The organism is Streptomyces sp. NPDC001709, assembly GCF_053596375.1.
Map to the genome: position 1 here is coordinate 154156 of NZ_JBSFGB010000008.1, position 14706 is coordinate 168861.

Below are 14706 nucleotides of genomic sequence, written 5' to 3' on the forward strand. Positions count from 1 at the left end.
CACCCCCCTACTCGTCCAGTATGGCGGCCTATCGTCCGACTTTGTACGGTGCCGGACGTGCTTCAGGTCCGAGCCTCGCCATGGCCCGCAGGATGTGTTTGGGGGGCAGCTGCCAGCGCACACGTGGGGGGACGCACCGCAGCAGCGCGCCCGTGGCCCGCAGCCGGCGGGTCACGACGGCGGGTGCGGGGGCCCGTCTGCCGTACAACTCGTGGGCGTACGGCGGCAGAGCGGCGTAGGCCAGCTGCGCCACGCGCCGCCACAGCACCTCCCGCACCGGTACGAGGAGCGGATGCGTCGGCGGGCGGAGCAGGAAGTCGTCCACGGCGCGTGCCTCGGGGCCCGCGGTCAGCTCCGGCCGCACCCTCTCGAAGTACGCGGCCATGTCGGCCCGGCTTGCCGGTACGGCCTCCGGGTCGAGGCCCACCAGGCGTGCGCTGACCCGGTGTTCGGCCATGTACCGGTCGGCGTGGGCATCGGTGAGCGGGAAGCCGGAGCGGCGCAGCACGTGCAGATAGGAGTCGATCTCCGCGCAGTGCACCCAGAGCAGCAACTCGGGTTCGTCGACGCCGTACCGTTCGCCGGTGGCCGGGTCGGTCGCCGTCAGCGTGCTGTGGATCTTCCGCACGCGGGCACCGGCTCGCTCGGCGGCCTCGGTCGTGCCGTACGTCGTCGTACCGACGAAGTTGGCGGTGCGCATCAGCCGGCCCCACGCGTCGCGCCGGAAGTCGGAGTTCTGCATCACGCCCCGGACCGCGCGCGGGTGCAGGGCCTGGAGGTAGAGCGCGCGGACGCCGGCGACCCACATCATGGGGTCGCCGTGCATCTGCCAGGTCACGGAGTTCGGTGTGAACAGCCCGGGGTCGCCCATGCCCGCAGGCTATGCGCGCAACCGCCGGGCGTCACCCCTTGCGCGCCGCGCGCAGCTCGGCGTACAGCTGCGGTCCCGTCCATGTGCGCGGCGCGGATTCCGCCTCGCGCACGAGGGTGGCCAGCCGGGCGTTCGCGGGGGCGCTCCGGCCGTGGGTGGTGGCCAGGGCGACGATCTCGCCCTGCAGGGAGTCGATCTCCGTGGGCCGGCCGCGCTGCAGGTCCTCCCACATCGAGGAGCGGGCGTGGGCGTCGATCCGGAGCGACGCTGCCGCCACTCGGCGGAAGACGGCGTCGGGCAGGTCCAGCACATACGGGGTGACGCCGGGCGGGGTGGGTCCGAGGCGGGCGGGAGCGATCCCGGCGGCCCGGTAGACGGCGAGGGCCTCGCGCTGGCACAGGGCGAGGCAGCGGCGGTACGCCTGTTGGCCGAGCTGGTCGCGCAACGGGAGCCCGGAGAGGGCGTTGATCGCGTTGTTGAGGTTCATCAGCAGCTTGGCGTGCTGCACTGCGGACATGTCGGTGCGGGCCTCGATGGCCAGACCCGCACCGCGGAAGGCGGCGACCAGCGTGTCGTCGGGCTCGGTCATGACCCTGCCCGGCATGCCCTGGTGGACGGTGCCCGGCTCGGACTGCACCACGTTGTAGGGCACCATCCCGGCCAGCACGGTGCGGCCGGGGAGCGCGGCGCGCAGGGTGGCGGGGTTGTGCAGCCCGTTCTGGAGGCTCACCACGACGGCGTCGGGGGCGAGATGGGGGGCGAGGTCCTTGGCGGCGGCTTCGGTGCCGGCGCTCTTCACGGTGACCAGCACATAGTCGGCTCCGGCTGCCGCTTCGGGGCCGGTGGCCGGGTTCAGCCGGTCCGGCGGGAGGTGGACGGGCGGCCGGACGGAGCTGCTGAGGGTGAGTCCCCGCTCGCGCAGCACATCCATGGCGGCGGTGCGGCCGATGAATGCCACGTCGTGCCCGGCGGCGACGAGGTGGCCGCCGAGGTGACAGCCGATGCTGCCGGCACCGAGCACGGCGAAGCGGGGCTTGGGCATGGGGTGACTCCTGCGCAGGGGGCGGCGATCGGCGGGGTCCAGCATGGATCAGGGGCACCGGCGGTGCCAAGGACCGGTGGGTTCTCGGGCCGCCGGTCAGCGGGCGTCTCGCAGCGGCTGATGAACGCCGATCCAGGCCTGGTGTCCGAAACGCTTTGGGGAAACGGGCATCAACCAGGCACGAGCCGACCGCCATACAGGCAACGGCTCCCGCGCCGCCGAGCCCTCCAGGGCATCATCCATGGGCTCCGCACTCCGAAAACCGGGCACATTCGGTCACGAACCGCGCTACGCCGAACCTGGCTAGTACGAGCATTCCCCTTGTAGAAATTTGGCCACCGAAGCCCGAACGGGCCGGGCTCCGGGAATCAGCCGGCGCGGGCACGACGCGCAGAGCCGTGAAACGGAGGTGTCGCCGTGGACGCCGATGAACGAAGACGCGGAATCCTGGAAGCGGTGCGCATCCCGTGGAGAGCGCGGGATTCGAGACCACGCTCGCCATGCGCACCACCACGCACGTCCCCGAGAAGACCCGGATCGCGGCCGCCGCGGTCGAACTGCTCGGGGACGCCGAGACCGTCTTCATCGACGAGGGCTACACCCCGCAGCTCATCGCCACCGCCCCTCCCCCGCGACCGGCCACTGACCGTGGTCACCTCCTCGCCGGCCACCGTCGACCACTGGGCGACCCGCATGCTGTCCGGCTTCGTCATCGAACTGGCGTACGTCGGCACGAACGGCATCTCCCGTGAGTACGGTCTCACCACCCCCGATCCCGCGGTCAGCGAGGTCAAGGCCCAGGTCCTCAGGGCCGCCCGGCGCCGGGTCTTCTCCGGGGTCCACACGAAGTTCGGTGCCGTGAGCTTCTGCCGCTTCGCGGACGTCACGGAGTTCGAGGCGATCGTGACCGACGCCGGGCTGCCCGCCTCCGAAGCACACCGCTACGCATTGCTGGGCCCCGAAGTCATCCGCGCCTGAACGCAGTTCATCTCCCTCTCCCCACCCCCGCAAGTCCGGGGGCCTGGTTCCCCACGCCCTCGAAACATCCCTGGAGTCAGTCATGCGCACACGAAGAATGATCCATGTCCTCGTCACGGCCACGGCCGCGGGCTCGCTGCTGGCCGCCTGCAGCGGGGCGGGCGGCTCCTCGGGCTCCGGTGGCGGCAAGTCCATCAATGTGCTGATGGTCGGCAATCCGCAGATGGAGGACATCGCGAAGCTGACGAAGAGCACGTTCACGAAGGACACCGGTATCAAGGTCAATTTCACGGTCCTGCCCGAGAACGAGCTGCGTGACAAGGTCACCCAGGACATCGCCACCCAGGCCGGCCAGTACGACGTCGCCACCATCGGCGCCTACGAGGTACCCATCTGGGCCAAGAACGGCTGGCTGCACGAGCTCGGCTCCTACGCCGACAAGGACGCGGGCTTCGACAAGGCCGACCTGCTCAAGCCGATGGTCACGTCCCTGTCCGGCTCCGACGGCAAGCTCTATGCCCTGCCGTTCTACGGCGAGTCGTCCTTCCTCATGTACAACAAGGACGTCATGAAGGCGAAGGGCATCACGGTGCCCGAGCACCCGACCTGGCAGCAGACAGCCGACATCGCGGCCAGGGTCGACGGCGCCGAGCCCGGCATGCGGGGCATCTGTCTGCGCGGTCTGGCCGGCTGGGGCGAACTCGGGGCGCCGCTGACGTCGATGGTCAACACCTTCGGCGGCACCTGGTTCACCAAGGACTGGAAGGCCCAGGTCAACAGCCCCGAGTTCAAGAAGGCCACGAACTTCTACGTCGACCTGGTCAGGAAGCACGGCGAGGCGGGAGCGGCACAGTCCGGCTTCACCGAGTGCCTCAATGCCATGAGCCAGAAGAAGGTCGCGATGTGGTACGACGCGACCAGTGCCGCCGGGTCGCTGGAGGACCCCAGCTCCAGCAAGATCGCCGGGCACGTCGGCTACGCCTACGCACCGACCGTGGGAACCAAGAGCAGCGGCTGGCTGTGGAGTTGGGCGTGGGCCATGCCCAAGACCACGAAGAACGCCGACGCCGCCTCGAAGTTCATGCTGTGGGCCTCCAGCAAGAAGTACGAGAAGCTCGTCGGCGAGAAGCTCGGCTGGGCGCGCGTCCCGGCCGGCAAGCGGGCCAGCACGTACGGGAATCCGCAGTACCGGGAGGCCGCCGGAGCCTTCGGTGACATCACCCTGAAGTCCATCCAGCAGGCCGACCCGGCCGACCCGGGCGTCCAGCCCAGGCCGACGGTGGGTGTCCAGTACGTCGCCATCCCCGAGTTCCAGGACCTGGGAACCAAGGTCACCCAGGAGATCTCCGCCGCCATCGCCGGCAAGACCAGCGTGGACAAGGCACTGAACGACGGCCAGAAGCAAGCCGAGGACGTCGCGAAGAACTACCAGTGACCCGCACGAACCGCCCGGCCGGCCCTCCCCCCGGCCGGGCACCGCTCCCCCCTACCCGGCCGTCACTGGCGGAGGAAAGTCCATGACCACGCTCACCGCTCCCCCCAAGACAGCAGCACCACCCGCCCGTACCCGGAAGTCCCCGGGCAAGGACAAATGGAAGCGCCGCATCCCCCTGCTGCCGGCGCTGGTCTTCACCATCGCCGTCACACAGCTGCCCTTCGTGGCCACGATCGTCATCTCCACGTTCCAGTGGAACATCCTCAAGCCGGGCGACCGGCACTTCGTCGGACTGTCCAACTTCACGTTCGTCTTCACCGACGAACGACTGCGCACAGCGGTGCTCAACACCATCGTGCTGACCGCGTCGGTGGTGCTCATCAGCGTGGTCCTCGGCCTCGGTCTGGCGCTGCTGCTCGACCGCCGGTTCGCCGGCCGCGGCCTGGCGCGCACCCTGCTGATCGCACCGTTCCTGGTCATGCCGGTCGCGGCGGCGCTGCTGTGGAAGCACGCCATCTACAACCCCGACTACGGCCTGCTCAACGGCACCCTCAACGCCGTGTACCGGCTGTTCGGCGCGGACAACGGCCCCACGGTCGACTGGGTGTCCTCGTACCCCGTGCCCGCCGTCGTGGTCTCGCTGGTCTGGCAGTGGACGCCGTTCATGATGCTGATCCTCCTGGCCGGTCTGCAGGCGCAGCCGGGTGACGTCCTGGAGGCGGCCCGCGTCGACGGGGCGTCGGCCATGGCAACCTTCCGCCACATCACCCTGCCGCACCTGCGCCAGTACATCGAGCTGGGCATCCTGCTCGGCACGATCTACGTCGTGCAGACCTTCGACGCGGTCTACACCATCACCCAGGGCGGCCCCGGCTCCCAGACGACCAACCTGCCCTACGAGATCTACCTGACCATGTTCCGCAAGTACGAGTACGGCCAGGCGGCCGCCGCCGGTGTGGTCGTCGTACTCGGCTCGATCGTGATCGCGACCTTCGCGCTGCGCACCATCGCGTCGCTGTTCCGCGAGGAGGTATCCCGATGACCGCGCGCCTGACGCCCTTCTGGACGTTCGTCGCCTGGCTGGCCACCCTGGCGTTCTTCGCCCCGGTGGCGTGGATGGTCCTCACCTCCTTCCACCAGGAGGCGGACGCGGCGACCAACCCGCCGACCCCCTTCGCCCCGCTCACCTTCGACCAGTACAAACTGCTGTTCAGCCGGGACATCACCCCTTACCTCCTCAACTCGGCCATGGCCAGCGTCATTTCGACGCTGCTGGTGCTCGCCCTGGCCGTGCCGACGGCCTACGCGCTGTCCATCAAGCCGGTCAAGAAGTGGACCGACGTGATGTTCTTCTTCCTGTCCACCAAGTTCCTGCCGGCCATCGCGGCCCTGCTGCCGGTGTACCTGATCGTCAAGGACGCCGGGATGCTGGACAACGTGTGGACCCTGATCATCCTCTACACGGCCATGAACCTGCCGATCGCGGTGTGGATGATGCGCTCGTTCCTCGCCGAGGTGCCCAAGGAGATCCTGGAGGCCGCCGAGGTCGACGGCGCCGGACTGCCCACCGTGCTGCTGCGGATCGTCGCACCGGTCGCCATGCCGGGACTCGCGGCCACCTCGCTGATCTGCTTCATCTTCAGCTGGAACGAGTTCATGTTCGCCGTGAACCTCACCGCGACCAATGCCTCGACCGCCCCCGTCTTCCTCGTCGGCTTCATCACCAGCGAGGGCCTGTTCCTCGCCCGGCTGTGCGCCGCCGCCACGTTGGTCTCCCTGCCGGTCCTCGTCGCCGGTTTCGCCGCCCAGGACAAACTGGTCCGCGGCCTGTCCCTAGGAGCAGTCAAGTGAGAGCCGCTGTCATCGAAGCCCCCGGCAAGGTCACCGTCACCACGGTGCCCGACCCCACTCCCGGGCCGCGCGAGGTCGTGGTCGACGTGGCGGCCTGCGGGCTGTGCGGGACCGATCTGCACATCCTGCGGGGCGAGTTCGCACCGACCCTGCCGGTCGTGCCGGGACACGAGTTCGCCGGCGAGGTCGTGGGCCTCGGCAGCGAGGTGACCGAACTCGCGATCGGCGACCGGGTCGCCGTGGACCCCTCGCTGTACTGCTACGAGTGCCGCTACTGCCGGGCCGGACGCAACAACCTCTGCGAACGCTGGCAGGCGATCGGAGTGACGGTGGCGGGTGGCGCCGCCGAGTACGCCGTGGCGCCCGTCGCCAACTGTGTACGGCTGCCGGACCACGTGGCCGTCGAGGACGCGGCGCTGATCGAACCGCTGTCCTGCGCCGTGCGCGGTTACGACGTGCTCAGCAGCAGGATCGGCTCCCATGTGCTGATCTACGGCAGTGGGACGATGGGCTTGATGATGCTGGAGCTGGCCAAGCGCACCGGTGCCGCCTCGGTGGACGTCGTCGACGTCAACCCGGAGCGGCTGGCGACGGCCGGGAAACTGGGCTGCTCCCAGGCGGCGCTCTCCGCCGACGAGTTGGGGCGGCCGGCCGGCTGGGACGTGGTCGTCGACGCGACCGGCAACGCCGCCGCCATCCAGGACGGCCTGGGCCGGGTCGCCAAGGCCGGCACGTTCCTGCAGTTCGGGGTCTCCGACTACGCGACGACAGCCACCATTTCGCCGTACCGCATCTACAACCAGGAGATAACGATCACCGGCTCCATGGCGGTGCTGCACAGCTACGAACGCGCGGCGGAACTGTTCGCCACCGGGGTGCTCGATCCACAGGTCTTCATCAGCCACCGACTTCCGCTCGCGGAGTACCCGCAGGCGCTGGAACAGTTCGCGGCCGGCCAGGGACGCAAGATCGTCGTGCTGCCGTGACATCCGTGCCAACCCTAAGAACCGTGGTCGCGGCGGGCCAGGGCCTGTCTGGTGTTGTGATCTCCGTTGTGCTGCTGCTCAGCGCCTCGTCTCGTACCTGGTCAGGACCACGCCGCCGGGAAACGTCCGCGTCTCCACCAGGTTCAGGTTCACCCAGCTGTCCAGCGCGGTGAAGAACGGCGTGCCGCCGCCCACCAGGACCGGATGGGCGGCGATCGCGTACTCGTCGATCAGCCCGGCGCGCATGGCCGCCCCGGCGAGCGTTGCGCCGCCGATGTTCATCGGGCCGCCGTCCTCGGCCTTGAGCCGGGTGATCTCGGCGATCGCGTCGCCGGTGACCAGGCGGGCGTTCCAGTCGACCTTGTCGATCGTCGAGGAGAACACCACCTTCGGCGTGTCCCGCCAGTTCCGCGCGAACTCGATCTCCGCCGGGGTGGCGCCCGGCTGCTGGTCGCCGGTCGGCCAGTAGGAGCTCATCGTCTCCCACAGCTTGCGCCCATACAGCGACAGGCCACTCGCCTGCTCGTGTTCGAGCCACCACTGGAACAGCTCGTCGCTCGGCGGTCCGCTCCAGCCGATGTCGTCGCCGGCCGCGGCGATGTAGCCGTCCAGGGTCAGGTTCATGCCGTAGATCAGTTTCCGCATGGCCCAGCCTTCCGTCCGTGGGTGTCCGGCGTATAGACCAGCGCGGCGCGGGAAACTCATCGGTGCGCGATCTGGGCTCGCCGGTAGTCCTCGTGCTAATCAACAAGATCAAAGCATGGCGGGGCCTCGCCACCCGCTACGGCAAAGACCCCGGCGGCAGTGATGCGGCCCCGGTAGCCGTAGACCGCCACCAGACGGCGTTCACTGAGTGAGCCCTGGGCGATGACCACCTGGTCGGAGCAGGTGGGGGCGCCGCGGCGGCCCGGGACTGATCATGTTGTGGGCCGCCACCTCGGCCTGCGCGACCGCGTTGCCCCAGTGCTCCAAGGAGAGCATCTGGTAATCGAAGAGCGGGTGGGGGAAGCGGGAGACGTAGCCGGCCACAAAAACATCGTCGGTGACGATCCCGTACATGTCGAAAGCGCGGCACCCCGCGTCACAGGCGACCCCGTGCGGGCCCGCCGCCAGCCCGGAATCCGCCAGCCACTCGACGTTGCGGACCGCACCCATGGCGATGACGCACACGTCCGCGTCGATGTGGCTGCCGTCGGAGAGGTCAGCTCCGGTGAACCGCCCGCTGGCGTTCCCGCACAGCGCGGTGACCGTCACTCCGCAGCGCAGGTCCACGCCGTGGGCCCGCTGCAGGCCGGCTGCGAGCTTCGCCAGTGTGCCGCCGAGGGCGCCCACCAGCGGTGCGGTGCCGCGTTCTGCGACCGTGACCTCGATGCCCCGCTCCCGGCAGGCTGAGGCGATCTCCGAGCCGGTGAAGCCTGCGCCGATGACCAGCACCCGGCGCGGCCCGGCGGTCAGCCGCTCGGCCAGGCAACCGGCGTCGTCACGAGTGCGCAGGGTGAAGACTCCGTCCAGGGCGGCCTGCTCCGGTTGGGGCCAGGGGCGCGCGCGGGTTCCGGTGGCGAACAGCAGCCGGTCGTAGGTGCCCCGGAAGGCGCCAGGCGCTCGCCCGGCTACTCCGTCGGGGCCAGATCCCGCGGGCAAGGGTGTTCGAGAACGCGCAGGTGGGCCGGAATGAGGCTGCGATCGGGCACCAGGAACGGAGGCGCCGCGGAAGAGATGAGTGTGGGGATCACGAAGAATGCAGACCGACAGTGGCCGGCATGGCCACCGGATGCTTCTTCGCGGTCGAGGCAGACATCGTGGGCATGGGCATCGGGTTTGGCATATCCATCGCGGCCCAGCCCAAAGTCATCCGATCGCGAGCTGTCCTCCGCGTGCCTCGAGAACTGCGCCGGTGATGTAGCTGGCGCGGGACGAAACAAGGAACAGAACCGCTTCCGCGATTTCTTCAGGGTCTGCGACCCGCCCCAGTACGGTGGTTCGCCCGATCGCCTGGAGGGTTTCACCTCCCATCTCCTCCGTCCCGGGGGTATGGACAGGGCCCGGAGCCACGGCGTTCACGCGGACGCCCTGGGCGCCGAACTCGTCGGCCCATACTCGGGTGAGAAGTTCGAGTGCAGCTTTGGAGGCCCCGTAAGCGCCCGCTTCCCGCACCGGCGTGGTAGCCGCCGCTGTACTCACATTCACGATGACGCCACGCCCCCGCGCAGCCATTCCCGGAGCGAGGGCACCGACCAGGAGCATCGGGGCGCGTGAGTTGACGGCCATCTGAGCGTCGAACATCTCGGCGGTGGTGTCCGGCGTACTGGCGAACCGGTAGATACCGGCGTTGTTGATCAGAACGTCCACCTCGCCTGCTTCAGCGGCAAGACGCAGGACATCTTCAGAGCTGCTCAGATCCGCAGCAACGAACCGAGCCTTCCCGCCTGCGGCAGCGATCTCTTTGACGGTCTCAGCACCCCGCTGTTCGTCCCGCCCGTGGACGATGACCGAGGCCCCCAACGCTGCCAGGCGAAGGGCCACGGCCCGGCCGATGCCGGCGGTGGCGCCGGTGACAAGAGCGGTGGATCCGTCCAGTTCTGCAGCCATGAAAAGCTCCTCCAAGCCGAGAGGAACGACATGCTGTCGGTTGTTCCTCGTGTAACTGATGATCCTGATGGTTCATGCCATGGCGACGACGGACCCACGCCGGACCGATCGTTGATCATGGTCCAGCCCGGGGCCGTGGTTCGCTGCCGGACGTGCGTGTCCCGGATGCCTCGGTGGAGGACTGGCAGGCACTCCTTGATCTCGTCGGTGAGCGGGGCTGGAAGTGCCAGTACCCCAAGGGCGAGACGGTGCTGCCGGTGCCCAGGGCGTAGTAGGTCCTAGAGGCCGGGTCGGCCAGCGACGCTGCTGGCGTCGCCGACGCCGATGAGGATCCTGGCTCCGGTCCTTACGCCGATCCCCGGCATGGACGTCAGGACCTTTGAAAAAGGGTGACTCTCCAGCAGTCCTACGGGGACTCGAGCGAGGCCACCGACTGCGGGTCCGCCGACAGTGACATGGGCGGGCCCGCGCTCAGCGACCTGGACCGGCTGGGTCCGACCACGACAGTCATTCAGTCAGTGCGTCGCGGTGACAGGAAGCCAGGACTTCCTGCGGGCAGACATCCTGCCTGCCGGCCAGCAGCTGCGGGCCCTCGGCGCGCAGGATGGCCGCCCTCTGAGCGTGGCCCGAGCCAGTGGTACCCGATGCGCCGGGACCACTGGCTTCTCGGCCCAACCATGTGCATGGTCGTAGCGTGGCGGTGCGGTCAGAGCCGACCTGCCACGAAGTCGGCCACCTGGGCGCCGAGTTGCTGGCCCGCGTGGTTGTCGAGGGAGGTGTGCTGGCCGGACCAGATCCGGCTGAGCCACGCTTCGGTGGCGGCGTCCTGGAAGCCGGTGAAGGTTCGAGTGACGCCCTTCGAGGTCACCGCGAAATGATGCCGCGCCCCGTAGAGTCCGGCGAGCGTCGTTGCCGCAGCCTGGCTGAGAGCGCTGTGAGCGCCGGGATAGGACGGATCCGGTGCGGTCGGCAGCAGAGGGGTCCAGCTGGGATCGCCGACGATGCTCGGGTTGTAGTGCGTACCGCCGAGCCGGATGGCGGTCACGGGCCGCCAGACGTTGTAGACATACTTGGCGTCGTACATCGCGATCGCGGTGTCGGCGAGGGACAGGTCGAGCCGGGCGAAGACCTTCACCGCCTTCTCCAGGTTCGCGTTCTGGGAGGTGACGAGGTTCTGCGTGATCTGGTTCCAGACGTTCCATACGGGTGCCGCCGCCCAGAACTTCGCGGCTGCCGTCTGATCGGGAGTGCGGGTGGTGCTCGTCTTGCTCCCCAGGCTCTTGACCTCGTTCAAGGCGGTGGCGTACGCGGCGCTGCTCACGGCCGGCGGCGGTGCCGGGCGGAACTGCCGTCCGTCGGCCAGTACGAACGGCTTGACCGAGCCCCAGTCGGTGAACACCGGTGTCGGGAAATTGGGAGGGGTGGGTCGGTAGTCCCCGGCCTTGTCGCCGGGGCGGAACCGCGGCGGCTTGGCTGAGGATCCGTCGTTGGACCGCAGGGTGATCAGCCTGCGGGCTACCTCCGCTCCCACACCAATGCCCGCCTGCTTGCCCGGGCCGCCGGAAATCGCGGACAATTGGCTGCTCAGCCGCTGGTTCAAGCCTGCGCGCCTGGCCGGGTACAGGGCGACCAGCACATCGTGGGCCGCCTGGTCCGCCGCGGCGTCCGCACGAGCGCCTCGCGGCGCCGACACCGAGAACACGTAGGCCGGGCCGGCCCGGGTGATCGATACCACCGCGTCGTACTCGGCAGCCTGCAGAAGCGCGAAGCTGCGCGTGGGTTGGACGGTGGGCGGCTGCGCCTTCGGATTGCTGAGGATGGTGACGAGCTCGCGGTTCCACTCCACGACCGACATCCCTGCCCCCGGCGCGGCGGTGCGCAGGGCCGGCGAGTGAGCGGTGGTGGACCCGAAGGCCGGGCCGGCGAGTCCGGCTGCCAGCGCGGCTCCGGCAAGTATGGCGAGTGTCTTCTGCTTTCCACCCATGTTCTGTGGCTCCTTGTCGCTGGTGGCGGGCTGTGACAACTGGCGGTCATCCGCGTGGCTCATCTGGGTCGGCCACGCGAGCGTGATGGTGTCGGGGTGGTGCGGGCCGGCAGCCAGGTCGAGATGCCGGCGGTCGTGGAGGACGAGTTGCTCGGCGGGTTCCGCGGCAGCTGCGACGGGGCCGGGGTCGTCCGGGGCCCTCCGGTCCATGAGGGCCTTCCGGCGTAGCAGCCAGGCGCGTTCGGCTCCGGGGGCCCGCACTTGGTGCATCTCGCGGCGCAGATCTGGCGCGTGCGTATATGCCTCGTGCGGGGGCGGGGCATCGATGCCCTTGCCGCTGTTCGGGGTGACGTTCACGCTCACACCTCCGCGGGTACGCAGGGGCCGGCGCCGCAGCGTTGACACAGCACCGTGTCGTGGTGGGGGCCGCCGCGATCGAGTGCCGATGGGTGGGCCGCGGACCGCATGGGCACCTGGGCCGGGCCCGGGCAGCCGTCGATGGGACACGGCTTGTGGGTCGCGGAGGACCACTCGGCGGGGGTGTCGGGTGGCCCTTCGCCGCGGCCGCCCCCGGTGGCCCGTCGCTGTGCTGCAGTGCCGGCCCCGGCAGGGGGTCGCAGCTCGCGCGGATCGGCCGGCCCGGTCATGGCGAGCACCTCAGGCAGGCGCGGACTACGCGGCCGCTGCGTGTCTGGCGAATCTCGGTCGACTGGGCAAGGGACTGGACGATGCCGGTGCCACGGCCGTGTTCGTCGGAGGCGATGCCGGGGCGATGACGCTCCATGGCCGCGCCGGAGTCGGTGACCACGATGTGCAGAGTTTCGTGGTCGAGGGCGAGCAGCAGGGTCATGCGCTCATGGCCGTACTGGGCAGCGTTGGCGGCGAGTTCGTCGACGATGAGAATGGCGGAGTCCCGCTCACCCGCGGGCACACTCCAGGTCTCCAGCAAATCGGCTGCGAAGTGACGAGCGGCGGAGACGTGCGCCTCCTGCGCCGGCAGGGTGAGCAGTGCATGGCGGCGACAGGGCCGGCCGAGCAGTGAAGTCGGGCTGGGGGAATCGGTCACGAACATGGTCTTCTGGCTCTTCTGTCGATGTGCGGAGACCGGAACGGGTGACCGCAAGCAATTCGGGGGTGGTCGGTAGGCCGGATCCTGATCCTGCGTGGGCGCGCTCAATCAGTTCCACGGACGACACATGCCAGACGGTTCGAGCTATTTGCCTTTTTTATTCCGATTCTTGCGAGTCATGCCAATGTCGTCCCCTGTCTGGGCTCAGCTGCCTCTGTCCAGAGCCGACTGTTGCGCGGCCGGACTGGGTACCGGCAGTTCAGTCCCCTCGCCGGTGGTCTTCCGGACGACCCCGTGGAAGCGTCGCGCCGTAGACCTGGGACGGACGTCCGTGCCTACATTTCGGCTGGACCGCGGTGCTCCGCGTGCAGACGTGATGGATCCTCTTCTTCAGCCACATCCCGCTGTTCGCCATGTACCCGAAGTGGGGCTGGAGCACCGACGACGCTCTTAAAGTCATCGCACTCCTGCGCCGCTTCTCCTCCGTCACCTGTCTCAACGGGCACGTCCACCAACTGTTCACCAAGACAGAGGGCAACATCACCTTCCACTCCGCCACCACCACCGCCTACCCGCTGCCCAAGCCGGGCCGCGCCCCCGCCCCCACGCCCCAGGTCGTCCCCGCCCGGCAACTCAAGGACGCACTCGGCATCCGCAGCGTCGGCTACCGCCAAGGCGACCGCGAACTGGCCATCAAGGACCAGAGGCTGGCATGAACGCCCAAAGATTCCTCGTCCCCACCCTGCGGGCGGCGACCGCCGCAACCCTCGCCGCGGGCGGATACATCCACGCCCGGCTCTACATCGACGGGTACCGCTTCATCCACATCATTGGCCCCCTGTTCCTGCTCCAGGCCAGCGCATCCTTCGCCTTCGCTGCCCTGCTGCTGATCGGGACACCACCCCCGCTGCTGAGAATCTCCGAGGCAGGCGTCGCGCTCGGCGCCCTCGTCGGCTTCACCGCTTCGCGCACCGTAGGCGTGTTCGGATTCACCGAGCGCGGTCTGCAACCGGCACCACAAGCCGTCCTCAGCCTCCTCGCCGAAACCGGCACGCTGCTGCTCCTCGCCACCTGGCAAGTGAGCGCGACCAGACAACGCCGCGCTGCCCGACGGGCCGTCAGTACACCCATCCGGAACCGATCCATCACCCGTACGCCACCCAACTGAACCACCACCACGACGGGTCACGTCCGCGGCGTTCTCAGCCCTGTGATCCTCGCCCGGAGCCGACGCCCACTACCGTCGTCGACGCGAACAAGGGGACTGGCATGCGCGTTCCCCTCTGAACTGGCCGCTGCCGCTTGACACGTTGGTGTCGTGAGATGTCCCGGTGGGCAGGAGGCCGTCCCCACCCGCTCAGCCCTGACGACGAGTACTGTCGGGGAGCGGCACCAGACAGCGCGAACACCCACCCGGACCAGTGTCCCCTGGCACGATGTTCCGGAGCGGTACGAGCCCCGGGACCGGGCCCACGCCCTGTTCCGCCCGCCCGGTAGCGGGACGGCACCTGGGCCGGGATCGGGGGCGATCCGACTGCGGCGGCCACGCATTGTGGGCGCTCACCTACAACGGCGGCTACTTGCCGCCCACGCTGCGGATCCGGCCGGGGGACAAGATGGAGTTGGCCTTCAAGAACACGCTCGGCGAGGAGACCAACCTGCATGTGCACGGTCTCCATGTGTCACCGAGCGGCGACGCCGCATCGTCGACGGCCTGCAGCAGTACCTTCCGGCGAACCTGCACCACATCACCGAGCACGTCATCGCGCTCAAGGACTTCCAGCTCCAGGGCGATGCCATCAATACCCAGGGTCTGCACATCGGTGCGCCCACCCATCGCACCGTCGACGGCCAGCTGAATCCGGTCATCCGCATCCGCCCGGGGGAGACCCAGTTGTGGC

The 14706-nt window shown here is 69.0% G+C and carries 13 protein-coding genes and 2 pseudogenes; 8 read left to right on the plus strand and 7 right to left on the minus strand.

Annotated elements, in window-relative coordinates; translation table 11 throughout:
• Positions 1 to 28: 28 nt before the first annotated feature.
• Both ACWC0C_RS14995 and ACWC0C_RS15000 read right to left on the minus strand, forming a co-directional pair.
• Positions 29 to 871, minus strand: coding sequence for an oxygenase MpaB family protein (locus ACWC0C_RS14995; RefSeq protein WP_450864265.1), 843 nt, complete (start codon positions 869 to 871; stop codon positions 29 to 31).
• A gap of 31 nt (positions 872 to 902) precedes the next feature.
• Positions 903 to 1913 carry a 2-dehydropantoate 2-reductase gene (locus tag ACWC0C_RS15000; protein ID WP_450864267.1) on the minus strand — a complete coding sequence of 337 codons (1011 nt, stop codon included), beginning with the start codon at positions 1911 to 1913 and terminating at the stop codon, positions 903 to 905.
• Positions 1914 to 2353: 440 nt separating this feature from the next.
• On the opposite strand from ACWC0C_RS15000, the pseudogene ACWC0C_RS15005 reads away from it, so the two are divergent.
• The 5 genes and pseudogenes from ACWC0C_RS15005 to ACWC0C_RS15025 all read left to right on the plus strand — a co-directional run.
• Positions 2354 to 2891, plus strand: a pseudogene (locus ACWC0C_RS15005) (DeoR/GlpR family DNA-binding transcription regulator); the annotation flags it as partial.
• A gap of 82 nt (positions 2892 to 2973) precedes the next feature.
• The gene (locus tag ACWC0C_RS15010) at positions 2974 to 4326 is read left to right on the plus strand and encodes an ABC transporter substrate-binding protein (protein WP_450864269.1); all 1353 of its coding nucleotides are present in this window, start codon (positions 2974 to 2976) and stop codon (positions 4324 to 4326) included.
• Between the two features lie 82 nt (positions 4327 to 4408).
• Complete coding sequence (locus ACWC0C_RS15015) at positions 4409 to 5368, plus strand: carbohydrate ABC transporter permease (RefSeq protein WP_450864271.1); 960 nt, start codon at positions 4409 to 4411, stop codon at positions 5366 to 5368.
• The gene (locus ACWC0C_RS15020; protein WP_449197126.1) at positions 5365 to 6177 is read left to right on the plus strand and encodes a carbohydrate ABC transporter permease; all 813 of its coding nucleotides are present in this window, start codon (positions 5365 to 5367) and stop codon (positions 6175 to 6177) included. The genes ACWC0C_RS15015 and ACWC0C_RS15020 overlap by 4 nt, the downstream gene beginning before the upstream one ends.
• Positions 6174 to 7163: a zinc-dependent alcohol dehydrogenase family protein gene (locus tag ACWC0C_RS15025; RefSeq protein WP_450864274.1), complete on the plus strand. Its 990-nt coding sequence runs from the start codon at positions 6174 to 6176 to the stop codon at positions 7161 to 7163. Before ACWC0C_RS15020 ends, ACWC0C_RS15025 begins: the two co-directional genes overlap by 4 nt.
• Positions 7164 to 7241: 78 nt before the next feature.
• Here ACWC0C_RS15025 and ACWC0C_RS15030 read toward each other — a convergent pair whose 3' ends face one another.
• The 5 genes and pseudogenes from ACWC0C_RS15030 to ACWC0C_RS15050 all read right to left on the minus strand — a co-directional run bounded on the left by ACWC0C_RS15030 (position 7242) and on the right by ACWC0C_RS15050 (position 12802).
• On the minus strand, positions 7242 to 7808 hold the full coding sequence (locus tag ACWC0C_RS15030; RefSeq protein WP_450864276.1) for a dihydrofolate reductase family protein: 567 nt from the start codon (positions 7806 to 7808) through the stop codon (positions 7242 to 7244).
• A 152-nt stretch (positions 7809 to 7960) separates the two neighbouring features.
• Positions 7961 to 8741: pseudogene (locus ACWC0C_RS15035) on the minus strand (FAD-dependent oxidoreductase); the annotation flags it as partial.
• A gap of 270 nt (positions 8742 to 9011) precedes the next feature.
• On the minus strand, positions 9012 to 9752 hold the full coding sequence (locus ACWC0C_RS15040) for an SDR family NAD(P)-dependent oxidoreductase (protein ID WP_450864278.1): 741 nt from the start codon (positions 9750 to 9752) through the stop codon (positions 9012 to 9014).
• Positions 9753 to 10458: 706 nt separating this feature from the next.
• Complete coding sequence (locus tag ACWC0C_RS15045) at positions 10459 to 12093, minus strand: vanadium-dependent haloperoxidase (protein ID WP_450864280.1); 1635 nt, start codon at positions 12091 to 12093, stop codon at positions 10459 to 10461.
• 286 nt (positions 12094 to 12379) lie between these two features.
• Positions 12380 to 12802, minus strand: coding sequence for an ATP-binding protein (locus ACWC0C_RS15050; protein ID WP_450864282.1), 423 nt, complete (start codon positions 12800 to 12802; stop codon positions 12380 to 12382).
• Between the two features lie 416 nt (positions 12803 to 13218).
• Here ACWC0C_RS15050 and ACWC0C_RS15055 point away from each other — a divergent pair, with 416 nt between their 5' ends.
• The 3 genes from ACWC0C_RS15055 (at position 13219) to ACWC0C_RS15065 (ending at position 14664) form a co-directional block, all read left to right on the plus strand.
• A complete protein-coding gene (locus ACWC0C_RS15055) occupies positions 13219 to 13521 on the plus strand; it encodes a hypothetical protein (protein ID WP_450864284.1) in 303 nt (100 codons plus the stop codon).
• Positions 13518 to 13973, plus strand: coding sequence for a hypothetical protein (locus ACWC0C_RS15060; protein ID WP_450864286.1), 456 nt, complete (start codon positions 13518 to 13520; stop codon positions 13971 to 13973). Before ACWC0C_RS15055 ends, ACWC0C_RS15060 begins: the two co-directional genes overlap by 4 nt.
• A 268-nt stretch (positions 13974 to 14241) precedes the next feature.
• Positions 14242 to 14664, plus strand: a complete 423-nt coding sequence (locus tag ACWC0C_RS15065) for a multicopper oxidase domain-containing protein (protein WP_450864288.1) — start codon at positions 14242 to 14244, stop codon at positions 14662 to 14664.
• Positions 14665 to 14706 lie beyond the last annotated feature (42 nt).

What these genes read in the sequence shown, in the direction of transcription:
- ACWC0C_RS14995 (WP_450864265.1), bottom strand. Translation starts at nt 871, where the DNA reads ATGGGCGACCCCGGGCTGTTCACACCGAACTCCGTGACCTGGCAGATG.
- ACWC0C_RS15030 (WP_450864276.1), bottom strand. Translation starts at nt 7,808, where the DNA reads ATGCGGAAACTGATCTACGGCATGAACCTGACCCTGGACGGCTACATC.
- ACWC0C_RS15010 (WP_450864269.1), top strand. Translation starts at nt 2,974, where the DNA reads ATGCGCACACGAAGAATGATCCATGTCCTCGTCACGGCCACGGCCGCG.
- ACWC0C_RS15060 (WP_450864286.1), top strand. Translation starts at nt 13,518, where the DNA reads ATGAACGCCCAAAGATTCCTCGTCCCCACCCTGCGGGCGGCGACCGCC.
- ACWC0C_RS15040 (WP_450864278.1), bottom strand. Translation starts at nt 9,752, where the DNA reads ATGGCTGCAGAACTGGACGGATCCACCGCTCTTGTCACCGGCGCCACC.
- ACWC0C_RS15055 (WP_450864284.1), top strand. Translation starts at nt 13,219, where the DNA reads ATGTACCCGAAGTGGGGCTGGAGCACCGACGACGCTCTTAAAGTCATC.
- ACWC0C_RS15015 (WP_450864271.1), top strand. Translation starts at nt 4,409, where the DNA reads ATGACCACGCTCACCGCTCCCCCCAAGACAGCAGCACCACCCGCCCGT.
- ACWC0C_RS15000 (WP_450864267.1), bottom strand. Translation starts at nt 1,913, where the DNA reads ATGCCCAAGCCCCGCTTCGCCGTGCTCGGTGCCGGCAGCATCGGCTGT.
- ACWC0C_RS15020 (WP_449197126.1), top strand. Translation starts at nt 5,365, where the DNA reads ATGACCGCGCGCCTGACGCCCTTCTGGACGTTCGTCGCCTGGCTGGCC.
- ACWC0C_RS15065 (WP_450864288.1), top strand. Translation starts at nt 14,242, where the DNA reads ATGTTCCGGAGCGGTACGAGCCCCGGGACCGGGCCCACGCCCTGTTCC.